General features: G+C 54.0%; 21 protein-coding genes and 1 other annotated feature. Of the genes, 13 read left to right on the top strand and 8 right to left on the bottom strand.

What is annotated here, in order from left to right:
* Positions 1-2: 2 nt before the first annotated feature.
* Entirely contained in the window at positions 3-794 is a 792-nt protein-coding gene (locus ABLU80_RS21715) for an inner membrane protein YpjD (RefSeq protein ID WP_015703199.1), read from the bottom strand.
* 166 nt (positions 795-960) lie between these two features.
* Here ABLU80_RS21715 and ffh point away from each other — a divergent pair, with 166 nt between their 5' ends.
* The 7 genes from ffh (at position 961) to ABLU80_RS21680 (ending at position 6,562) form a co-directional block, all read left to right on the top strand.
* Positions 961-2,325 (top strand): signal recognition particle protein, encoded by a 1,365-nt coding sequence (ffh, locus tag ABLU80_RS21710; protein ID WP_020078159.1) that lies wholly within the window; start codon positions 961-963, stop codon positions 2,323-2,325.
* A 238-nt stretch (positions 2,326-2,563) separates the two neighbouring features.
* Positions 2,564-2,812 carry a 30S ribosomal protein S16 gene (gene rpsP, locus ABLU80_RS21705; protein WP_015370257.1) on the top strand — a complete coding sequence of 83 codons (249 nt, stop codon included), beginning with the start codon at positions 2,564-2,566 and terminating at the stop codon, positions 2,810-2,812.
* 18 nt (positions 2,813-2,830) lie between these two features.
* Positions 2,831-3,379 carry a ribosome maturation factor RimM gene (rimM, locus tag ABLU80_RS21700; protein ID WP_015703198.1) on the top strand — a complete coding sequence of 183 codons (549 nt, stop codon included), beginning with the start codon at positions 2,831-2,833 and terminating at the stop codon, positions 3,377-3,379.
* Positions 3,380-3,410: 31 nt separating this feature from the next.
* The gene (trmD, locus tag ABLU80_RS21695; protein ID WP_008806092.1) at positions 3,411-4,178 is read left to right on the top strand and encodes a tRNA (guanosine(37)-N1)-methyltransferase TrmD; all 768 of its coding nucleotides are present in this window, start codon (positions 3,411-3,413) and stop codon (positions 4,176-4,178) included.
* Between the two features lie 39 nt (positions 4,179-4,217).
* A complete protein-coding gene (rplS, locus tag ABLU80_RS21690) occupies positions 4,218-4,565 on the top strand; it encodes a 50S ribosomal protein L19 (RefSeq protein WP_002914145.1) in 348 nt (115 codons plus the stop codon).
* Between the two features lie 120 nt (positions 4,566-4,685).
* Positions 4,686-5,135, top strand: coding sequence for a DUF2946 domain-containing protein (locus ABLU80_RS21685; RefSeq protein WP_348850461.1), 450 nt, complete (start codon positions 4,686-4,688; stop codon positions 5,133-5,135).
* 56 nt (positions 5,136-5,191) lie between these two features.
* Complete coding sequence (locus ABLU80_RS21680) at positions 5,192-6,562, top strand: PepSY-associated TM helix domain-containing protein (protein WP_015703197.1); 1,371 nt, start codon at positions 5,192-5,194, stop codon at positions 6,560-6,562.
* A gap of 5 nt (positions 6,563-6,567) precedes the next feature.
* Here the strand turns inward: ABLU80_RS21680 and ABLU80_RS21675 are convergent, their stop codons facing one another.
* From ABLU80_RS21675 to ABLU80_RS21665, 3 genes are read right to left on the bottom strand one after another with little or no spacing between them, the layout of a single operon-like run.
* Positions 6,568-7,047: an OmpA family protein gene (locus ABLU80_RS21675; protein WP_015370261.1), complete on the bottom strand. Its 480-nt coding sequence runs from the start codon at positions 7,045-7,047 to the stop codon at positions 6,568-6,570.
* 12 nt (positions 7,048-7,059) lie between these two features.
* Positions 7,060-8,283 (bottom strand): diguanylate cyclase DgcN, encoded by a 1,224-nt coding sequence (gene dgcN, locus ABLU80_RS21670; RefSeq protein ID WP_015370262.1) that lies wholly within the window; start codon positions 8,281-8,283, stop codon positions 7,060-7,062.
* Positions 8,276-8,785: a YfiR family protein gene (locus ABLU80_RS21665; RefSeq protein ID WP_026612240.1), complete on the bottom strand. Its 510-nt coding sequence runs from the start codon at positions 8,783-8,785 to the stop codon at positions 8,276-8,278. The genes dgcN and ABLU80_RS21665 overlap by 8 nt, the downstream gene beginning before the upstream one ends.
* Positions 8,786-9,128: 343 nt before the next feature.
* Between ABLU80_RS21665 and aroF the strand changes: the two genes are divergently transcribed.
* From aroF to ABLU80_RS21650, 3 genes are all read left to right on the top strand, one after another.
* The gene (gene aroF, locus ABLU80_RS21660; protein ID WP_042893249.1) at positions 9,129-10,199 is read left to right on the top strand and encodes a 3-deoxy-7-phosphoheptulonate synthase AroF; all 1,071 of its coding nucleotides are present in this window, start codon (positions 9,129-9,131) and stop codon (positions 10,197-10,199) included.
* Between the two features lie 9 nt (positions 10,200-10,208).
* Complete coding sequence (tyrA, locus tag ABLU80_RS21655; protein WP_015703194.1) at positions 10,209-11,330, top strand: bifunctional chorismate mutase/prephenate dehydrogenase; 1,122 nt, start codon at positions 10,209-10,211, stop codon at positions 11,328-11,330.
* Between the two features lie 68 nt (positions 11,331-11,398).
* Positions 11,399-12,271, top strand: coding sequence for an SMP-30/gluconolactonase/LRE family protein (locus ABLU80_RS21650; protein ID WP_015370266.1), 873 nt, complete (start codon positions 11,399-11,401; stop codon positions 12,269-12,271).
* Here the strand turns inward: ABLU80_RS21650 and pheA are convergent.
* From pheA to bamD, 4 genes are all read right to left on the bottom strand, one after another.
* The gene (gene pheA / locus ABLU80_RS21645) at positions 12,268-13,428 is read right to left on the bottom strand and encodes a bifunctional chorismate mutase/prephenate dehydratase (protein WP_015370267.1); all 1,161 of its coding nucleotides are present in this window, start codon (positions 13,426-13,428) and stop codon (positions 12,268-12,270) included. The genes ABLU80_RS21650 and pheA overlap by 4 nt on opposite strands.
* Positions 13,429-13,453: 25 nt before the next feature.
* Positions 13,454-13,578: a sequence feature (Phe leader region), on the bottom strand.
* Complete coding sequence (pheL, locus tag ABLU80_RS21640) at positions 13,530-13,577, bottom strand: pheA operon leader peptide PheL (RefSeq protein ID WP_100279143.1); 48 nt, start codon at positions 13,575-13,577, stop codon at positions 13,530-13,532. Its footprint overlaps the feature before it by 48 nt.
* 113 nt (positions 13,579-13,691) lie before the next feature.
* On the bottom strand, positions 13,692-14,027 hold the full coding sequence (gene raiA, locus ABLU80_RS21635; protein WP_002914111.1) for a ribosome-associated translation inhibitor RaiA: 336 nt from the start codon (positions 14,025-14,027) through the stop codon (positions 13,692-13,694).
* Between the two features lie 272 nt (positions 14,028-14,299).
* Positions 14,300-15,037, bottom strand: coding sequence for an outer membrane protein assembly factor BamD (gene bamD, locus ABLU80_RS21630; RefSeq protein ID WP_015370268.1), 738 nt, complete (start codon positions 15,035-15,037; stop codon positions 14,300-14,302).
* A 131-nt stretch (positions 15,038-15,168) separates the two neighbouring features.
* Between bamD and rluD the strand changes: the two genes are divergently transcribed.
* The 3 genes from rluD to clpB all read left to right on the top strand — a co-directional run bounded on the left by rluD (position 15,169) and on the right by clpB (position 19,580).
* Positions 15,169-16,149, top strand: a complete 981-nt coding sequence (gene rluD / locus ABLU80_RS21625; RefSeq protein ID WP_348850460.1) for a 23S rRNA pseudouridine(1911/1915/1917) synthase RluD — start codon at positions 15,169-15,171, stop codon at positions 16,147-16,149.
* Positions 16,146-16,877, top strand: coding sequence for a purine nucleoside phosphorylase YfiH (yfiH, locus tag ABLU80_RS21620; protein ID WP_063446903.1), 732 nt, complete (start codon positions 16,146-16,148; stop codon positions 16,875-16,877). The genes rluD and yfiH overlap by 4 nt, the downstream gene beginning before the upstream one ends.
* Positions 16,878-17,006: 129 nt before the next feature.
* On the top strand, positions 17,007-19,580 hold the full coding sequence (gene clpB / locus ABLU80_RS21615) for an ATP-dependent chaperone ClpB (protein WP_015703191.1): 2,574 nt from the start codon (positions 17,007-17,009) through the stop codon (positions 19,578-19,580).
* Positions 19,581-19,955: the final 375 nt, after the last annotated feature.

Here is a 19,955-nt window from a genome sequence, read left to right as displayed (position 1 = left end):
CTTTAACTAACAAACTGCTGCAGGACGCGGCTGCCAAAATAAGCCAGGGTCAGCAGCCCGGCTCCGGCGACGTTAAACCAGACCACTCGGCGGCCGCGCCAGCCTTCGTGGTAGTGCCCCCACAGCAGTACGATATAGACAAACCAGGCCACGATAGACAGCACCGCTTTATCAATATTTTCGGTATTAAACAGGTTGTGCATATAGAACAACCCGGTGCACAGCGTCAGGGTCAGCAGCACGACGCCAACCTGGGTGATATGAAACATTTTACGCTCAATACTCATCAGCGGCGGCATTTCGCTGCTGAAAGCCAGCTTTTTATTTTTAAGCTGGTAGTCAATCCACGCCAGCTGCAGCGCGTACAGCGCGGCGATGATAAGCGTGGCGTAGGCAAAGAGCGACAGGCCGATATGCACCAACATCCCCGGGGTGGTTTCGAGGTGGGTGATGTACTCGTTAGGCACGAAGGTGGCGAAGGCGAGGTTGATCAGCGCGAAAGCGTATACGATCGGTAACAATAACCAGCCGCGATTACGCGAGGCGACGATGGTCATCACCGTACAGATCATCAGGCTGACCAGCGAGCCGACGTTAAGTAAGCTGAGATTTTGCCCACCTTCGCCGCCGGGGAAAATACGTGACTCCAGCGCGAAGGCGTGGCAAATCAGCGCTATCGTCGCGGAGAGAATCGCCATCCGCCGCCAGCTGCTGTTTTTTTGCAGCAGGCCAGGGATGATCAGCGCAAGGCTGATGGAGTAGGCGACAAGGGCAAGTAGAGCAAACACAGGCATAGGAGCGTCGACTGTTGACTAAATAAGAAAGAGAAGCAGTATAGCGTCACGCGACGTCTGCTCCAACCGTTGCAGCACATTCAGGTTTATGTCGTGTTATACTGCGCCAAATTCGTATTTTTGTGTCGCTGCGGCGACCGACCGTTTCCACCTCAGGCGAGAGACAATGTTTGATAATTTAACCGATCGTTTGTCGCGTACGCTGCGCAACATTAGCGGCCGCGGACGCCTTACCGAAGACAACATTAAAGACACCCTGCGCGAAGTGCGCATGGCGCTGCTGGAGGCCGACGTCGCGCTTCCGGTGGTGCGTGATTTCATCAGCCGCGTCAAAGAGAGCGCGGTAGGCCATGAAGTCAATAAAAGCCTGACGCCAGGTCAGGAGTTCGTCAAGATTGTCCGCAACGAGCTGGTTGCGGCGATGGGCGAAGAAAACCAGACGCTGGATTTAGCCGCGCAGCCGCCGGCCGTCGTCCTGATGGCGGGCCTGCAGGGTGCGGGTAAAACGACCAGCGTCGGTAAGCTGGGTAAATTCCTGCGCGAGAAGCACAAGAAAAAAGTGCTGGTCGTTTCCGCGGATGTATACCGCCCGGCGGCGATTAAACAGCTGGAAACGCTGGCAGAGCAGGTCGGCGTGGATTTCTTCCCGTCCGACGTTGGCCAGAAGCCAGTTGATATCGTCAACGCGGCGCTGAAAGAAGCGAAGCTTAAATTCTACGACGTGCTGCTGGTGGATACCGCCGGCCGTCTGCACGTCGATGAAGCGATGATGGACGAAATCAAACAGGTTCACGCCGCGATTAATCCGGTTGAGACACTGTTCGTCGTCGATGCGATGACCGGTCAGGATGCGGCGAATACCGCGAAGGCCTTTAACGAAGCGCTGCCTTTGACTGGCGTGGTGCTGACCAAAGTAGACGGCGACGCCCGCGGCGGTGCGGCGCTGTCGATTCGTCATATCACCGGCAAGCCGATTAAATTCCTCGGCGTCGGCGAGAAAACCGAAGCGCTGGAGCCGTTCCACCCGGACCGTATCGCTTCCCGTATTCTCGGCATGGGCGACGTGCTGTCGCTTATCGAAGATATCGAGAGCAAAGTTGACCGCGCGCAGGCCGAGAAACTGGCATCCAAGCTGAAGAAAGGCGACGGTTTCGACCTGACCGACTTTCTTGAGCAACTGCGCCAGATGAAAAATATGGGCGGCATGGCCAGCCTGATGGGCAAACTGCCGGGCATGGGGCAAATTCCCGATAACGTGAAAGCGCAGATGGACGACAAAGTGCTGGTGCGTATGGAAGCGATCATCAACTCGATGACGATGAAAGAGCGCGCCAAGCCGGAAATCATCAAAGGTTCGCGTAAACGCCGTATCGCCGCCGGTTGCGGGATGCAGGTGCAGGACGTGAACCGCTTGCTGAAGCAGTTCGACGACATGCAGCGCATGATGAAGAAGATGAAGTCGAAAGGCGGCATGATGAAGATGATGCGCGGGATGAAAGGGATGATGCCGCCAGGATTCCCAGGCCGCTAATACGCGTCATAATTCAAGCCGCAGATGCGTTGGCTGCGTTCGTTCACCCCGGTCACGTACTTGTGTACGCTCCCGGGGATTTACTCACTTGCCGCCTTCCTGCAACTCGAATTATTTAGCGTATGTAGTTTTGAATTGATTTTTGCACAGAAATCAGTAAAATTTTCGGGCTTTTAATATGACACCGGGCTCCGTTCCTCGATGGGGCCCGGTTGTTTTATTCACACAAGAGGATGTTATGGTAACTATTCGTTTAGCACGTCACGGCGCTAAAAAGCGTCCGTTCTACCAGGTTGTTGTCACCGACAGCCGTAATGCACGCAACGGTCGCTTCATCGAGCGCGTTGGCTTCTTCAACCCGATCGCTACCGAGAAAGAAGAAGGCACCCGCCTGGATCTGGATCGTATCGCTCACTGGGTTGGCCAGGGCGCTACTGTTTCCGATCGCGTTGCCGCGCTGATCAAAGCCGCTAACAAAGCAGCTTAATCTGTCACGGTGGTCATGATGAGCAAGCAACACACCGCACAAGCACCTGTTGATCCGATTGTATTGGGGAAAATGGGTTCTTCCTACGGTATCCGTGGTTGGCTCAGAGTGTTTTCCTCCACCGAAGACGCTGAAAGCATTTTTGACTATCAGCCCTGGTTAATCCAGAAGGCGGGTCAGTGGCAGGTTGTTGAGCTGGAAAGCTGGCGCCACCACAATCAGGACATCATCATCAAGCTGAAAGGCATTGACGATCGTGATGCGGCGAATCTCCTGACTAATTGCGAAATTATCGTTGATTCATCGCAGCTGCCGGCGCTGGAAGAGGGCGACTATTACTGGAAAGACCTGATGGGTTGCCAGGTAGTTACCACCGAAGGCTATAGCCTGGGTAAAGTCATTGATATGATGGAAACCGGGTCGAATGACGTTCTCGTCATCAAGGCAAACCTGAAAGATGCATTTGGCATCAAGGAGCGGTTGGTTCCGTTCCTCGATGGGCAGGTTATCAAGAAAGTCGATCTCGCTACTCGTACTATCGAAGTAGATTGGGATCCTGGTTTTTAAATTCTCCGGATAAACGGTAAAAGACGGCGCTATGTGGATTGGCATAATTAGCCTGTTTCCTGAAATGTTCCGCGCAATTACCGATTACGGGGTAACTGGCCGGGCAGTAAAAAATGGCCTGCTGAGCATCGAAAGCTGGAGTCCTCGCGACTTCGCTCATGACCGGCACCGTACCGTGGACGATCGTCCTTACGGCGGCGGACCGGGGATGCTAATGATGGTTCAACCCTTACGGGATGCCATTCATGCAGCAAAAGCCGCGGCAGGTGAAGGCGCAAAGGTGATTTATCTGTCACCTCAGGGACGCAAGCTTGATCAAGCGGGCGTCAGCGAACTGGCAACGAATCAGAAACTGATTCTGGTGTGCGGTCGCTACGAAGGGATAGACGAGCGCGTAATCCAAACCGAAATTGACGAAGAATGGTCAATCGGCGATTACGTTCTCAGCGGTGGTGAGTTACCGGCAATGACGCTGATTGACTCCGTTTCCCGGTTCATTCCGGGAGTACTGGGACATGAAGCATCAGCAACGGAAGATTCCTTTGCTGATGGGTTGCTGGATTGCCCGCACTATACCCGTCCTGAAGTGTTAGAAGAGATGGAAGTACCGCCAGTATTGCTGTCGGGGAACCATGCTGAGATACGTCGCTGGCGTCTGAAGCAGTCGCTGGGCCGCACCTGGCTTAGAAGACCTGAACTTCTGGAAAACCTGGCTCTGACTGAAGAGCAAGCAAAGTTGCTGGCGCAGTTCAAAAGCGAACACGCGCAACAGCAGCATAAACATGATGGGCAGGCGTGAGCCCCCAATATCAGTTTACCCAGGATAAGAGATTAAATTATGAGCAACATTATTAAGCAACTTGAACAAGAACAGATGAAGCAGGACGTACCTTCCTTCCGTCCGGGTGATACCGTGGAAGTGAAAGTATGGGTTGTTGAAGGTTCCAAAAAACGTCTGCAGGCATTCGAGGGCGTGGTTATCGCTATTCGTAACCGCGGTCTGCACTCTGCATTCACTGTTCGTAAAATTTCCAACGGCGAAGGCGTTGAGCGTGTCTTCCAGACTCACTCTCCGGTAGTTGACAGCATTGCTGTTAAACGTCGTGGTGCTGTACGTAAAGCTAAACTGTACTACCTGCGTGAGCGTACCGGTAAGTCTGCTCGTATCAAAGAGCGTCTTAACTAAGATTCGCTTTCGCGACATCCTGATAGAAAGGGCTGGCCAGATGGCTGGCCCTTTTTTTATCTAAATTTTAACTATTTTGATGTAAATCAATTACAATATCGCCCGGATTTCGGAGGGGCGGTGAACGGCACTATTTTCTCACAATCAGCATTGCAACGGCGGGCCTCCTGGCTGGCGCTGTTTGCGATCCTGCTGATCGTGGTGGCGCCGCTGATCTCCGTTTCGCTGCAGAAAGATCCCATGAGCGTAATGCCGGGCATGCATCATGCTATGCCGATGGGCGAGTCTCATGATGGGATGTCCGGATATGAGATGGTAATGATGCACGGCGCTGACAGCGCGTCGCAGCCGGCGCATAGCATGCCGGTCGATCACGCCGAAGCCTGCGGCTATTGCGTGCTATTAGCGCACGTACCGGGGCTTTTGTTCGCGCTGGCGCTGTTCTTCGCCATGATCCTGCGGCGCATTCGCCTGCCGGCTTCTCGCCCGGTATTAAAACACTGGCACTACTTCCCCTGGCTCTACCCTGAAACCCGCGCGCCGCCGCGGCTGTCTGCTTTTTCCCTTTAATAAAAATGAATCTGCGTACTGCGCAACGACCTCTTTTGCTTTAAAAAAGGAAGAGTATGACAACCTGCACCTCGCGCGCGGCATGGTTAAACCTGCTGCGGCGCCTCCATTTCTATATTGGTCTGTTTATTGGACCATTTATCTTTGTCGCGGCCTTGACCGGTACGCTGTATGTCGCCACGCCGCAACTGGAAAACTGGCTGTACCATGAGGCCTTACAGGGCTCGCTCAACGGCGAAAGACAGCCGCTTAGCGCGCAAATTGCCGTCGCCAAAGAGGCTACGCAAAACAACCTCCGCCTGCAGGCCGTGCGCCCGGGTATTACCGCCGGCGAAACGACGCGGGTGATGTTTGCCGACCCGCGGCTGGGGGAATCAGAAAACCGGGCTATTTTTGTTGACCCGGTGACGCTACGGGTCAAAGGCGATCTGACGGTTTACGGTACCAGCGGTATTTTACCGCTGCGCCAGTGGATTGATTACGCGCATAAATCCTTGCTGTTGGGCGACGGTGGCAGACTGTACAGCGAACTGGCGGCCTCCTGGATGTGGGTTGCGGCGTTGGGCGGTATTGCGCTATGGGCGATGACCCGTCCGAAGCGGCGGATACACAATCGGCTGCAAAATACCCGACGTCTGCACGTGACGCTGGGCTGGATGTTACTGGTCGGCATGTTACTGTTTTCCGCCACCGGCTTAACCTGGTCGCAGTGGGCGGGCGGTAACGTCGATAAGATGCGCGCCGCGTTTGGCTGGCTAACGCCGCAGGTCAATACGCAACTTCATGGCGGGGAGGCGATGCCGCCCGATCCGCACGCCGGGCACCACATGGCGCATATGGCAATGGATGAGCCACAGATGAAAGTGACTGCGGATCGGTTCGATAGCGTATTACAGGTGGCGCAGGCCGCAGGGCTGACGGCCAGCAAGCTGGAGATCCGGCCGCCAAAAAGCGCGGGGATGGCGTGGACGGTGAATGAAATTGACCGTAGTTGGCCGACGCGGGTCGATGCTGTGGCCATCGATGGCGAGACGTTACAAGTCGTGGATCGTACCCGCTTTAGCGATTTCCCGCTGATGGCAAAGCTGACCCGTTGGGGCGTCGATTTTCATATGGGAATACTGTTCGGGTTGGCGAACCAGTTGCTGTTGGTGGCATTCGGGTTGGCCCTGTGCGTCATGATCATCGTCGGCTATCGCCTGTGGTGGATCCGCCGTCCGGCGCAGAGTGCGTTTAATCCTGCACAAACGTTGGTGCAAGCGTGGCTGGGACTAAGTGTCGCTGCCCGGGCGCTTGCGCTGTTAATAGCGCTCCTGCTCGGGCTGGCGGTGCCGCTGATGGGCGTCAGCCTCGCGGCGTGCCTCGTGGTTGATTACCTGCGCTGGCGCGCGGCTTCAGCGATGAGGCTGGTTAAGTCGGTAGACTAACGCGCTTAAGGCGTGCTGATCACCACGGTAACACGGCGGTTTTCAGCACGGCCTGCCGCGGTATTGTTGCTGGCGATGGGGTACTTTTTACCTAATCCGCGGGTGGTTAAATTACTGCGCGGAATTTTCGCGCCTTCAGCCCAGGCATCCGCCACGCTGTTGGCGCGCTTTAATGACAGCGCTTCGTTGTAGCTGTCTTCGCCGTAGTTATCGGTATGACCTTCAAGACGGCTATGGGTAATACCGGTTTCAGCTAACCGTGCGGCCATACTGTGGATTTGCTGCTGGCTGTCGGGACGCAGGCGATAGTCGTTTTTGTCAAACAGAATGCTGTCAGACAAACCTAAGGACCAATCACCGGCGGCTTCGGTAAAGCCGTAAGACTTCATTGCTGCGACCTGTTCTTTCGAGAACTTACCTGGCGCCTGGCACCCAGTGAGGAGAAAAGCAGCCAGAAGAGTGGGCGCAATAAATTGCCTGAGCATAGTCATTCCTTCTTATTTTTGTGTGTGATGAAAACGCTGGTTTTTCATCCGATACATATTCTGATCGGCCAGTTCCTGCAGCTCCTCCACCGAGGTGTGTTCCCAGGTCAAAGCATAGCCAATACTCAAAGAGAGCGTTGCCGTGTGGCCATTGTGGAGGTTGAATGGCTGAAGAAACTGTTCGGACAGCGTTGCGCAAAGCGCCTGGACTTCGGTTTCGGTATGCACATCGTGCAGTAAAATGGCGAATTCATCGCCGCCCAGACGCCATGCCTGATGTTGGTCGCCAACGAATGCCATCAGGCGGCTGGCGACCTCAATAAGGACTTTATCGCCGGCAGCGTGCCCCCAGTTATCGTTAATGAGTTTGAAATTATCGCCGTCAAGAAACAGCAGCGCCGAACTATGACGTGCCGCGTCATCGTCCATTAGCTTACCGATGACGTTGCGAAACGCCGCGCGATTCGCCAATCCCGTTAGTGGATCATGCAACGAGCTGCGCAGCAGTTGCGCATTTTTAGCCTGCAGTTGACGCTGCCAATCCTCCATTTCTCCCAGCAGGCTATTGAAGTCCTGGGCAAAGAGATGGAATTCCTCAATACGTTCTTCCGGTACACGGCGCGAGAAATGGCGGTTTTCGCGGATATCATGTACCACTTCGGTAATACTTTGCAGCGCGGCGACAATACCGCGATGCAGAGAATGGGTAAGCATCAAGGCGATAACGGACGCCAGCAGAATACTGCCGGTCAAAACGATCAGCGAAGTACCGAGAAAATGACTGATTAACCGATCGAGCGCCTTCAGACGAAGCTCACCGATTATTTTCCCCTGATGCCAGATTGGCTGGACAGTCGGTTCAGGAAACAGCCATTTACTAATATAACCACTGAATTTTTCGTTTTTAACTAAGGCGTCATTACGCCAGTCGGCGAAATGACGCTGATGGCTGTCCAGAAGCGTGGCTTCGGAAAATTGCCCCTGTCTGCCAAGCGTCGCCAGCGTATCTTCTGCGGCGGTGGCATCGCCAAAAACCAGTGCCGCTTCGAGGCTGCGGCCCATGGTTGCCGCGGTGAGCTCAAGATTTTTTTGCGCGTACTGTTTTAACGTAATGACGGAGGCGGCGCTGAGCAAAAGCCAGACCAGCGTCATCGAAATCACTACGCTTATCATACTGATTCGGCGTAACGCGTTTTTGAAAGTGGGGCGCGGGGCCTGAGAAAAATCCTTATTCATGTGATTTCTTCCGGGCAAGCATCAGTACGTCCGGATTGACCCGTACACCGCTATGCGTCAGGACATCCAGATTAACGGAAAACCTCACCCTATCGTCATTTATGAGCAAGCAAAAAGCGCTGCCAAAAGAGCAATCGGTATTTTGTTCCGCTATGAGTAATAGAGGACGGGAGCCATATTTTTTTGTTAATGCAGACTGCTGATCCGGGGTTTCACTGCCGAAATACAAACCGTCGCAGCTGGCCTTTAGGGCTTCCTGTGAATTTCGAACTATCACCGGTTGATAAGGTAAATTTTCCGGCGCTTCCTGAGCCAAACTGCGGATATATCGGGAGGTGGAAAAAACGCATAACTTCGGCGGGCCGGATAAATTTGGCCAGCGCGTATAAGTCACAATCCCCGAAACTATGGCGCGAACGTTCTCAGATGTCTCAGCGGCAAAAGCGGGAACTCCCGCGATGAGCAAAAAGAAAAGCAAAAATAGACGGTAAAACTCTTTCATTAACGGGTCCGTCAAATCGTTATTGCACGGGAAACGCAGTTCGCAGTTGCCTGAGCGGAGAATAGCATTATTGGCAAAAAGCGTCATTAGCTGCCCCGGCCGCTTTGAGATAATCCTTACCAGGAATTTTAGTAAAGGAATGAATAAAACGCGGCGGCAAAAAAGAGTCTTCGCCATGTGTACATTTATATGAACACTTTCCTGGCAATCCGGTGCCAATTATTTTGCTGTTGTAAAGTAATGTTTACGTAATATGGATTGATATCTTTACTTTATATGGTATGGTTACGTCATGCCCGCTGAGGCAACGACTATCGCAAACGAGCTATACAGGATCGCCATCATGCAAAAAGACGCGCTGAATAACGTACATATTACCGATGAACAAGTTCTGATTACCCCGGATCAGCTGAAAGCCGAATTCCCGTTAACCGTGGAGCAGGAAGCGCAGATCGCGCACTCCCGTCAGACTATTTCCAACATTATTGCCGGCCGCGATCCGCGTCTGTTGGTGGTCTGTGGTCCTTGCTCAATCCACGATCCGGAAGCTGCTATCGAATATGCTCGTCGATTTAAAGCCCTTGCCGCAGAGGTCAGCGATAGCCTCTACCTGGTGATGCGCGTCTATTTTGAAAAGCCACGTACCACTGTTGGCTGGAAAGGGTTGATTAACGATCCGCACATGGATGGCTCGTTTGATGTGGAAGGCGGTCTCAAGATAGCGCGTCGCCTGCTGGTTGATTTAGTCAATATGGGCCTGCCGCTGGCGACAGAAGCGCTCGATCCAAATAGCCCACAGTACCTTGGCGATCTGTTCAGCTGGTCCGCCATCGGCGCGCGTACCACTGAATCGCAGACTCACCGTGAAATGGCATCCGGTCTGTCGATGCCGGTTGGTTTTAAAAACGGTACCGATGGCAGCCTGGCGACGGCGATCAACGCCATGCGCGCTGCCGCGATGCCGCACCGCTTCGTTGGCATCAACCAGGCCGGCCAGGTTTGCCTGCTGCAGACCCAGGGGAATCCGGATGGTCACGTCATTCTGCGCGGCGGCAAAGCGCCGAACTACGGCCCGGAAGACGTTGAGAAGTGCGAAAAAGAGATGGCGCAGGCGGGACTGAAACCGTCGCTGATGATAGATTGCAGTCATGGTAATTCCAATAAAGACTACCGTCGTCAGCCGGCGGTTGCGGAATCCGTCGTCGCGCAGATCAAAGATGGCAACCGTTCCATCATTGGCCTGATGATTGAGAGCAATATCCACGAAGGCAATCAGTCTTCTGAGCAGCCCCGTTGCGATATGAAGTACGGCGTATCCGTCACCGATGCCTGCATCAGCTGGGAAACTACCGATGCACTGCTGCGCGAGCTCGATAGCGATCTGCGCGCTCATCTGGCGGCACGTCTGGGTTAAGAGGATTGTATGGTTGCTGAACTGACCGCATTGCGCGATCAAATTGATGAAGTGGATAAGGCGCTGCTTGATTTGCTGGCAAAGCGTCTGGAGCTGGTGGCGGAAGTTGGCGAGGTTAAGAGTAAATATGGCCTGCCGATTTACGTACCGGAACGCGAAGCCGCGATGCTGGCTTCCCGCCGGGAAGAGGCGGCGGCGCTCGGTGTGCCGCCGGATCTTATCGAGGATGTCCTGCGTCGGGTGATGCGCGAATCGTATTCAAGTGAAAACGATAAAGGCTTCAAAACGCTGCACCCGAACCTGCGCCCGGTGGTTATTGTTGGCGGCGGCGGGCAGATGGGGCGTCTGTTTGAGAAGATGCTGACGCTGTCAGGCTATCAGGTGCGGGTGCTGGAAAAAGAAGACTGGCCGCGGGCGACAGAGATTGTCGCCGATGCCGGGATGGTTATCGTCAGCGTTCCGATCCATACCACAGCAGAGACGATTTCGCGTCTGCCGCCGCTGCCGGCGGATTGCATTCTGGTCGATCTGGCTTCCATCAAAGCCGAGCCGCTGCAGGCGATGCTGGCGGCGCATAACGGCCCGGTATTGGGATTGCACCCGATGTTTGGTCCGGATAGCGGCAGCCTGGCGAAACAGGTGGTGGTTTACTGCGACGGGCGTCAGCCGGAAGCGTACCAGTGGTTCCTTGAACAGATTCAGGTCTGGGGCGCGCGGCTGCACCGCATCAGCGCCGTTGAGCACGACCAGAACATGGCGTTTATTCAGGCGTTGCGTCACTTTGCCACTTTCGCCTATGGCCTGCATCTGGCTGAAGAAAACGTCCGCCTTGAGCAGCTGTTGGCGCTCTCTTCGCCGATTTATCGGCTGGAGCTGGCGATGGTGGGGCGTCTGTTTGCCCAGGACCCACAGCTGTATGCCGACATCATTATGTCGTCAGAAAATAATCTGGCATTGATTAAGCGTTACTACCAGCGTTTCGGCGAAGCGATTGGCCTGCTGGAGCAGGGCGATAAGCAGGCGTTTATCGACAGCTTCCGTAAAGTCGAACACTGGTTTGGCGATTACGCCCAGCGCTTCCAGAGCGAAAGCCGCACGCTGCTGCGCCAGGCGAATGATAATCGACAGTAAACCCGCTAAACGTGTATACAATAAAGCCAGAGGGGTAACCCGCTGGCTTTTTTTATAGGGATGAAAAGATGGCACAACCGCAACCACTGTTTGATTACGTCGGGCATCTGCCGGAATGCCCAACCTGGAGCGATGCCGAGCAGGCACTGTACTGGGCGGATATTCTGGAGTGCGAAATTCACCGCTACGATACACGCAGTAAAGAGCACCAGGTTCTGCAATTTCCCGAAGAAGTGGGCTGTTTTGCTCTACGCGAGAAGGGCGGTTTTATCGTCGCCTTACGTAGCGGTATCTGGCTTTGTGATGCCCGTGGTCTGCTGCAACGCAAAATCTGTGATAACCCAAGTAACCCGGATCTCGCGCGTTTTAACGACGGTGGCACCGACCGGGATGGCCGTTTTTACGCAGGGACCTTCTGGGGGCCGGGGGATTACAATGGCGCGCTGCTGGTACGGATTGATAATGACCTGACGCCAAAGGTGGTGCAGTGCGATATTCATGGTGCTAATGGTCTGGCGTTTAGCGACGATAAGCGCTGGATGTATACCTCCGATACGCCGAACGCGGTGATTTACCGCACGCCGCTGGATGAGCAGGGCGAGCCGGGCAAACGGGAAGTACTTCGTCGTTTCCATCCTGGAGAGGGGATCCCTGACGGTGCGGCGGTTGATGAAGAAGGCTGTTACTGGAGCGCGATGTTTGACGGCTGGCGGATTGCCCGCTTTTCGCCGAACGGAGAACAACTGGAAGAGTATCGCGTGCCGGTGCGTTGCCCCACGATGGTGTGTTTCGGCGGCGCGGATATGAAAACGCTCTACATCACTACCACCCGGGAAAATATGGACGCCGACGAAGTGGCGCAATATCCGCTTTCCGGCGCCATCTTCACCCTGCCGGTTGCGGTGGCAGGGATGAAGAAACGGCAATTTATTGAACGTTAAGCCGGGTCGACCGGCACGACGTTTTCGCTCGGGTAACAGCCCAGTACTTTCATCGAACGGGTAATTTCGGCCAGCTCTTTTAAAGCCTTACGTAAGGGAAGGGATTCCAGGTTGGCCTGAATATCCAGATAAAACATCTCTTCCCACGGGTTACCGTGGATGGGGCGCGATTCCAGCTTGCTCATGATCAGGTTGTGGTTACGTAGCACCAGTAGCGCTTCAACCAGCGCGCCCGCCTGTTGGCCGGTGGCGATTAACAACGTCGTTTTCGCCGGCACCTGATCGGATACGTTCACCGCTTTACGCGCCAGTACCAGGAAACGAGTGATGTTTTGCGTCTGGTTAGCCTGGCAGTGCTCCAGCACCTGCAGCCCGTACAGCGCGCCGCCGGCCTCGCTACCCAGCGCGGCAACGGTGGGGGATTTTGCCTGCGCGACTTTTTCCATCGCCGCTGAGGTGCTCTCGGTGTACTCGATTTTCCAGTGCGGATAGCGGCTTAAATACTGGCTGCATTGCTGGAACGGCTGCGGATGGCTATAAACGGTCTCGATCTTATCAGCGTCCGTTGAGGATGAAACGAGCACACAGTGATCGATTGGTAGCGTCAGTTCGCCGACGATCGACAGACTGGTATGCTGCAGCAGATCGTACACATCGTTGATCCCGCCGGAGCTGGTGTTTTCAATCGGCACGACGGCGTAATCGGCCTGACCGGTTTCGACCTGCTCAAAGATATCGGCGAATTTCGCGCAGCCGCTTTCGATAAATTGCTCAAAATGACGCGCGGCGTACTGGCGCGCGGCAAGATGTGAATACGAGCCTTTAGGCCCAAGGAAGGCGATACGCGCGGAGCGGGGGTTAATCTTATTAAGATGCTGCTGCAGTAGCGCCTGCTGGGTAAGAACGGAGTCTTCAATAATCAGCTGGAACAGGCGGGTAATGTAGTGGGCGTCCAGATGATGCTTTTTGCCAAGCGTCATTAAACGCTCCAGCAGGTCGCGTTCGCGGTCGATATCGCGTACTGGACGGTGCGATTCCAGCTTCGCTTTCCCGACTTCTACCGCCAGGCCGCGGCGTTCGGCCAGCAGCGCGAGCAGTTTTTCATCCAGGGCGCTTATTTTGTCGCGCAGGGCCAGTAATGGGTTTTCCTCGGTCATAATTGTGTTGCCTTTCTTGTTATCAATAAAAAAGGCCTCCCGCGTGGGAGGCCTTGTTATTCGTCTTCGCATTCTTTCTTATACGACGAACCGCCTCCCAGTCAGGGGAAGGTAAAAAAGAATGCGAAGAAGAACGGGAGTCGTTTCACGATGAATTCCTTAGGTTAGTGTGGATTACAGTACCTGTACTGTTTTCATCCTGTCAATTAAAAAACGAAAAACGCGCCCGAAGGCGCGTGGCATGACACAACTTAAGTTAAGGATTACTCTTCTTCTTCCACAAAGCCTGCCTCTTTCACCGATGTGGCGGCGCGGCGGGCTTCCCCTTTGTGTTGCACTTTATTCAGCTGCCGTTCCAGCTTGTTGATCAATTCGTTAATGGCGGCGTACATGTCTTCATGACGCGCGCTGGCAACCAGATGGCCGTTCGGCGTATTGATGGTTGCGTCAGCAATAAAACCCTGCGGCTCCTTAGAGAGAATGATGTGCGGGTTGATTAAATGAGTTTGCCACTTATCCAGTTTGGCGAGACGGTCTGCGACATGCTGGCGGATTGCCGGAGTAATTTCCATTTGTTTACTGGTAATGTTCATTGTCATAAATTTTACCTCTTGTCTTTCCCGTCTTGGTGAACCCAGCATACCTCGCCTAATGTCAAAATGTGTGATCTAAATCACATTTAAATGTCACTTTTTGTCAACGAATTCATTTTGTGAGACAGGACAGGAACGGATGAGATTTTACTTGTCGAAATGAAGAAAGGGGGCCATATTTGATGAGTTAACTCGGCGCTAAACCGCTTCAGCGCTGGTGTTCATTGAATAAAAAAACGGCAGCCCAGGGGCTGCCGTTTTGCTTTCTGTTATCACCCTCAGGTGTTTTTGCCGTTGGCGGCGATGATTTTGGCGACTTTGTCAGCCTGCGCGTTCATTTGCATCTGACGATAGGCGTTTTCCATCTTCGGCAGCGCATCGCGAGTGGCCTGCGTATCCGGGTAGTTACGCAGCATACCGTCAACGCGGTTCACGACGGCAACCCAGGCGCCGCGGTCGGTGTAATAATCCACCACCGACAGCTCATACTTCGCCAGACGGTCTTTCAGGAACACCAGACGTTTGTAGGCGTCTGTAGCGTACTGGCTGTTCGGATAACCGCGAACCAGCTTCGAGAAATCATTGAATGCGTCGCGAGCGTGCTGCGGGTCGCGGTCGGAACGATCGACGCCGAAGAAGCCCTGTAGAGCGCTGTCATCAAGGGCCATGTTGGTCAGGCCGCGCATATAGATGACATAGTCAATGTTTGGATGCGTAGGATTCAGACGAGCGAAACGATCGATTGCGGCCTGGGCCAGCGGCAAATCGGCATTTTTGTAATACGCATAAATCAGGTCCAACTGTACCTGTTGGGAGTAAGGACCAAATGGATAGCGATTATCCAACGCTTCCAGTTGCGTTATTGCCTGTTTCCAGTTACCGTCCTGCAACTTTTGCTGGGCGGTCGCGTAAATTTCATTCGGCGGATTATCAGGCACCTCCTCCTTTGAGCCAGAGCAACCCACCAAAGCCAGGCTCAGTGTGGCTGCTGCCACCAGGTATTTCATGCGCGTCATGACGTTTTGACTTCCTCAAAATGTTTATGCGGGAGAATCTCTGTTCCTGCTCCCGATTAAGACCAGCTACAATAGCACACTATATTAAACGGCAAAGCCGTAAAACCCAACGTTAAACGAAGAAGCTGTATATGGCACAACGAGTACAACTCACCGCAACGGTGTCCGAGAACCAACTCGGTCAACGCTTAGATCAGGCTTTGGCCGAATTGTTCCCGGATTATTCACGTTCGCGGATAAAAGAATGGATCCTTGACCAGCACGTGCTGGTAAACGGCAACGTCATCGACAAGCCGAAAGAAAAAGTTTTTGGCGGCGAAGCCGTCTCTATCGATGTTGAGATCGAGGAAGACGTGCGTTTTGAACCGCAGGATATTCCGCTCAATATCGTCTATGAAGATGACGACATCCTGGTCATCAACAAACCACGTGATTTGGTTGTGCACCCTGGTGCGGGCAACCCTGACGGTACTGTGCTGAATGCGCTGCTGCATTACTATCCGCCCATTGCCGATGTCCCTCGCGCGGGTATTGTTCACCGTCTGGATAAAGATACCACCGGCCTGATGGTCGTGGCGAAGACTATTCCGGCGCAAACGCGTCTGGTCGAGTCACTGCAGCTGCGCGAAATTACCCGCGAGTATGAGGCGGTGGCTATCGGCCACATGACCGCTGGCGGTACGGTTGAAGAACCCATCAGCCGTCACCCGACCAAGCGCACGCATATGGCGGTTCACCCGATGGGGAAACCGGCGGTGACCCATTACCGCATTATGGAACATTTCCGTATCCACACCCGTTTGCGCCTGCGCCTGGAAACCGGCCGTACCCACCAAATCCGCGTCCATATGGCGCATATTACCCATCCGCTGGTGGGCGATCAGGTTTACGGCGGCCGCCCGCGTCCGCCGAAAGGGGCATCGGACGAGTTCATCAGCGCGCTGCGCAAATTCGATCGCCAGGCATTGCACGCGACCATGCTGCGTCTGTATCACCCAATTACCGGTATTGAGATGGAATGGCACGCGCCGATCCCGCAGGATATGGTGGAACTGATCGACGCCATGCGCGCCGATTTTGAAGCCCATAAGGACGATATTGACTGGTTATGACAAAGCTGATTGTTCCGCAGTGGCCTATGCCGAAAGGCGTGGCGGCCTGTAGTTCTACCCGTGTGGGTGGCGTGAGCCTGCCTCCGTATGACTCGTTGAACCTTGGCGCCCATTGCGGCGACGATCTCCTGCATGTCGAAGAAAACCGCCGGCGGATGTTTGCCGCTGGCGGATTACCCTCTTATCCGGTGTGGCTGGAGCAGGTGCATGGCACCACGGTACTAAAATTGGATGATGGGCCGTACGTGTCAAAACGCGCCGATGCGTCATACTGTAATACGCCGGGTACCGTTTGTGCGGTGATGACCGCGGACTGCCTGCCGGTGCTGTTCTGTAACCGCGCCGGAACCGAGGTGGCGGCAGCGCACGCCGGATGGCGCGGCTTATGTGAAGGCGTACTGGAAGAAACGGTCGCCTGCTTTAATGATAAACCGGAAAATATCCTGGCCTGGCTTGGTCCGGCAATTGGCCCTGAGGCGTTTGAAGTCGGTGCGGAAGTGCGTGAGGCTTTCATCGCCAAAGATGCCCAGGCGCAGAGCGCCTTCCGTTCTGCCGGTGAAAAATATTTTGCTAATATCTATCAATTGGCTCGTCAGCGCCTGGCTAACGTCGGCGTGGAGCAGATTTTCGGCGGCGATCGTTGCACTCTAAGTGAAAAAGATGATTTTTTCTCTTATCGTCGCGACAAGACCACAGGTCGTATGGCAAGTTTCATTTGGCTGATATAACCTAGAGAATCAAGACGATCCAGAAGGCAAACTTATTTTTCACATAGTTCAGGTCTTTAACCTTGAATAATTGAGGGATGACCTCATTTAATCTCCAGTAGCAAATTTGACCTGTTTATGGGAGGAGTTATGCGTCTGGATCGTCTTACTAATAAATTCCAGCTTGCTCTTGCCGATGCCCAGTCGCTAGCACTCGGGCACGACAACCAATTCATCGAACCACTTCATCTAATGAGCGCCTTGCTGAATCAGGAAGGGGGATCGGTGCATCCTTTACTAACCTCGGCGGGTGTTAACGCCGTGGCGTTACGCAGCCAAATCGAACAGGCGCTGAGCCGTTTACCGCAGGTAGAAGGTACCGGCGGCGACGTCCAGCCGTCTCAGGATCTGGTGCGTATTCTCAATCTTTGCGACAAGCTGGCGCAAAAGAGAAAGGATAACTTTATTTCGTCAGAACTGTTCGTTCTGGCGGCGCTTGAATCACGCGGTACGCTGACCGACCTGCTGAAATCTGCCGGAGCAACAACCGCCAATGTGACTCAGGCGATTGAACAAATGCGCGGAGGTGAAAGCGTGAACGATCAGGGTGCCGAAGACCAACGTCAGGCATTGAAAAAATTTACCGTCGATCTGACCGAGCGTGCCGAACAAGGCAAACTGGACCCGGTGATCGGCCGTGATGAAGAGATCCGTCGTACCATCCAGGTACTTCAGCGCCGTACTAAAAACAACCCGGTGCTGATTGGTGAACCCGGGGTGGGTAAAACGGCAATCGTCGAAGGACTGGCGCAGCGTATCGTCAACGGCGAAGTACCAGAAGGGCTGAAAGGCCGTCGTGTATTGGCGCTGGATATGGGCGCGCTGGTGGCCGGGGCGAAATATCGCGGTGAATTCGAAGAGCGTCTGAAAGGCGTGCTGAACGATCTGGCGAAACAGGAAGGCAACGTTATCCTGTTTATCGATGAGCTGCACACCATGGTCGGCGCGGGTAAAGCCGACGGCGCGATGGATGCCGGCAACATGCTGAAACCGGCCCTGGCGCGCGGTGAACTGCACTGCGTCGGCGCCACCACCCTTGACGAATACCGCCAGTACATTGAAAAAGACGCCGCGCTGGAACGTCGTTTCCAGAAAGTGTTCGTTGCCGAGCCGACGGTAGAAGATACCATCGCCATACTGCGCGGTCTGAAAGAACGTTATGAACTGCACCACCACGTGCAGATCACTGACCCGGCCATCGTGGCAGCGGCGACCCTGTCGCATCGCTATATTGCCGACCGTCAGTTGCCGGATAAAGCCATCGACCTTATCGATGAAGCAGCATCCAGCATCCGTATGCAGATCGACTCGAAGCCGGAAGAACTGGACCGTCTCGATCGCCGTATCATCCAGTTGAAGCTGGAACAGCAGGCGCTGAAGAAAGAGGCGGATGAAGCGAGCCTGAAGCGTCTCGATATGCTTAATGAAGAGCTGGCGGACAAAGAAAGCCAGTATTCGGTGCTGGAAGAAGAGTGGAAAGCGGAAAAAGCATCGCTCTCCGGTACGCAGACTATTAAAGCTGAGCTGGAACAAGCCAAAATTGCTATCGAACAAGCACGACGTCTTGGCGACCTCGCGCGGATGTCCGAACTGCAATACGGTAAAATTCCGGAGCTGGAAAAACAGCTGGCGGCAGCCACCCAGTCTGAAGGCAAAACGATGCGCCTGTTACGTAACAAAGTAACCGATGCCGAGATTGCCGAAGTGCTGGCGCGCTGGACCGGTATTCCGGTGGCGCGCATGATGGAAAGCGAGCGCGAAAAACTGTTGCGTATGGAACAGGATCTGCATCACCGCGTTATTGGCCAGGATGAAGCGGTTGAAGCGGTATCCAACGCCATTCGCCGTAGCCGCGCCGGGCTGTCTGACCCGAACCGGCCTATTGGTTCGTTCCTGTTCCTCGGCCCGACCGGGGTGGGTAAAACCGAGCTTTGCAAAACGCTGGCTAACTTCATGTTCGACAGCGACGACGCGATGGTGCGTATCGATATGTCCGAATTTATGGAGAAACACTCCGTCTCGCGTCTGGTCGGTGCGCCTCCGGGATACGTGGGTTATGAAGAGGGCGGCTATCTGACCGAAGCGGTCCGTCGTCGTCCTTATTCCGTCATCCTGTTGGATGAAGTGGAAAAAGCGCATCCGGATGTATTTAACATTCTGCTGCAGGTGCTTGACGATGGTCGCCTGACCGACGGGCAGGGGAGAACGGTCGACTTCCGTAATACGGTTGTCATCATGACCTCAAACCTCGGTTCCGATCTGATCCAGGAACGTTTCGGCGAGCTGGACTACGGTCATATGAAGGATCTGGTGCTTGGCGTGGTTAGCCAGCGCTTCCGTCCGGAGTTTATCAACCGTATCGATGAAGTGGTGGTCTTCCATCCGTTGGGTGAAAAACATATTGCTTCTATTGCGCAGATCCAACTGCAGCGTTTGTATAAACGTCTGGAAGAGCGCGGCTATGAAGTGCATATGTCCGATGAGGCGTTGAAGCTGCTGAGCGAAAATGGCTACGACCCGGTATACGGCGCGCGTCCATTGAAACGTGCCATCCAGCAACAGATAGAGAACCCGTTAGCTCAGCAAATCCTGTCTGGCGAGCTGGTTCCGGGGAAAACCGTCGAGCTGGTGGTAAAAGACGACCGCATCGTAGCAGTGCAGTAAGTCACAAAACGACAAAAACGGGCCCTTTGGGCTCGTTTTTGTTTAAAAACCAGGCAAGAATTAAAGTTCAAACGTTAATTTGGTTGAAAAGTGAGCGCTTGAATTGTTTTTTTGAATTTATGCTTGTCACTTCAGAATTACTCCCTATAATGCGCCTCCACTGACACGGAGCAACGGCAAACAAGCCGCCAGGTCAGCAGGGTTTCAGTAGCGAAATGTGACGCTGAAAACCGACAGAGAAAAGCGAAATAAGCGCTTGACTCTGAATGAGGAAAACGTATTATACGGGACCTCGCAACGGTGAGCGAAAGCCGCGTTGCACTGCTCTTTAACAATTTATCAGACAATCTGTGTGGGCACTCAAAGTGACATGGA

Source organism: Klebsiella sp. CN_Kp104, from assembly GCF_040064515.1.
GTDB classification, from domain to species: domain Bacteria; phylum Pseudomonadota; class Gammaproteobacteria; order Enterobacterales; family Enterobacteriaceae; genus Klebsiella; species Klebsiella aerogenes.
This window is presented reverse-complemented; position numbering and strand designations above follow the sequence as displayed.

Bases quoted from the DNA above. Each gene is read 5' to 3' on its own strand.
- ffh (WP_020078159.1), top strand. From the start codon at position 961: ATGTTTGATAATTTAACCGATCGTTTGTCGCGTACGCTGCGCAACATT.
- ABLU80_RS21715 (WP_015703199.1), bottom strand. From the start codon at position 794: ATGCCTGTGTTTGCTCTACTTGCCCTTGTCGCCTACTCCATCAGCCTT.
- pheA (WP_015370267.1), bottom strand. From the start codon at position 13,428: ATGACCGAGGAAAACCCATTACTGGCCCTGCGCGACAAAATAAGCGCC.
- ABLU80_RS21650 (WP_015370266.1), top strand. From the start codon at position 11,399: ATGGCACAACCGCAACCACTGTTTGATTACGTCGGGCATCTGCCGGAA.
- raiA (WP_002914111.1), bottom strand. From the start codon at position 14,027: ATGACAATGAACATTACCAGTAAACAAATGGAAATTACTCCGGCAATC.
- ABLU80_RS21680 (WP_015703197.1), top strand. From the start codon at position 5,192: ATGACAACCTGCACCTCGCGCGCGGCATGGTTAAACCTGCTGCGGCGC.
- rpsP (WP_015370257.1), top strand. From the start codon at position 2,564: ATGGTAACTATTCGTTTAGCACGTCACGGCGCTAAAAAGCGTCCGTTC.
- ABLU80_RS21675 (WP_015370261.1), bottom strand. From the start codon at position 7,047: ATGCTCAGGCAATTTATTGCGCCCACTCTTCTGGCTGCTTTTCTCCTC.
- bamD (WP_015370268.1), bottom strand. From the start codon at position 15,037: ATGACGCGCATGAAATACCTGGTGGCAGCAGCCACACTGAGCCTGGCT.
- clpB (WP_015703191.1), top strand. From the start codon at position 17,007: ATGCGTCTGGATCGTCTTACTAATAAATTCCAGCTTGCTCTTGCCGAT.
- ABLU80_RS21665 (WP_026612240.1), bottom strand. From the start codon at position 8,785: ATGAAAGAGTTTTACCGTCTATTTTTGCTTTTCTTTTTGCTCATCGCG.
- rplS (WP_002914145.1), top strand. From the start codon at position 4,218: ATGAGCAACATTATTAAGCAACTTGAACAAGAACAGATGAAGCAGGAC.
- dgcN (WP_015370262.1), bottom strand. From the start codon at position 8,283: ATGAATAAGGATTTTTCTCAGGCCCCGCGCCCCACTTTCAAAAACGCG.
- rimM (WP_015703198.1), top strand. From the start codon at position 2,831: ATGAGCAAGCAACACACCGCACAAGCACCTGTTGATCCGATTGTATTG.
- rluD (WP_348850460.1), top strand. From the start codon at position 15,169: ATGGCACAACGAGTACAACTCACCGCAACGGTGTCCGAGAACCAACTC.
- yfiH (WP_063446903.1), top strand. From the start codon at position 16,146: ATGACAAAGCTGATTGTTCCGCAGTGGCCTATGCCGAAAGGCGTGGCG.
- aroF (WP_042893249.1), top strand. From the start codon at position 9,129: ATGCAAAAAGACGCGCTGAATAACGTACATATTACCGATGAACAAGTT.
- trmD (WP_008806092.1), top strand. From the start codon at position 3,411: ATGTGGATTGGCATAATTAGCCTGTTTCCTGAAATGTTCCGCGCAATT.
- tyrA (WP_015703194.1), top strand. From the start codon at position 10,209: ATGGTTGCTGAACTGACCGCATTGCGCGATCAAATTGATGAAGTGGAT.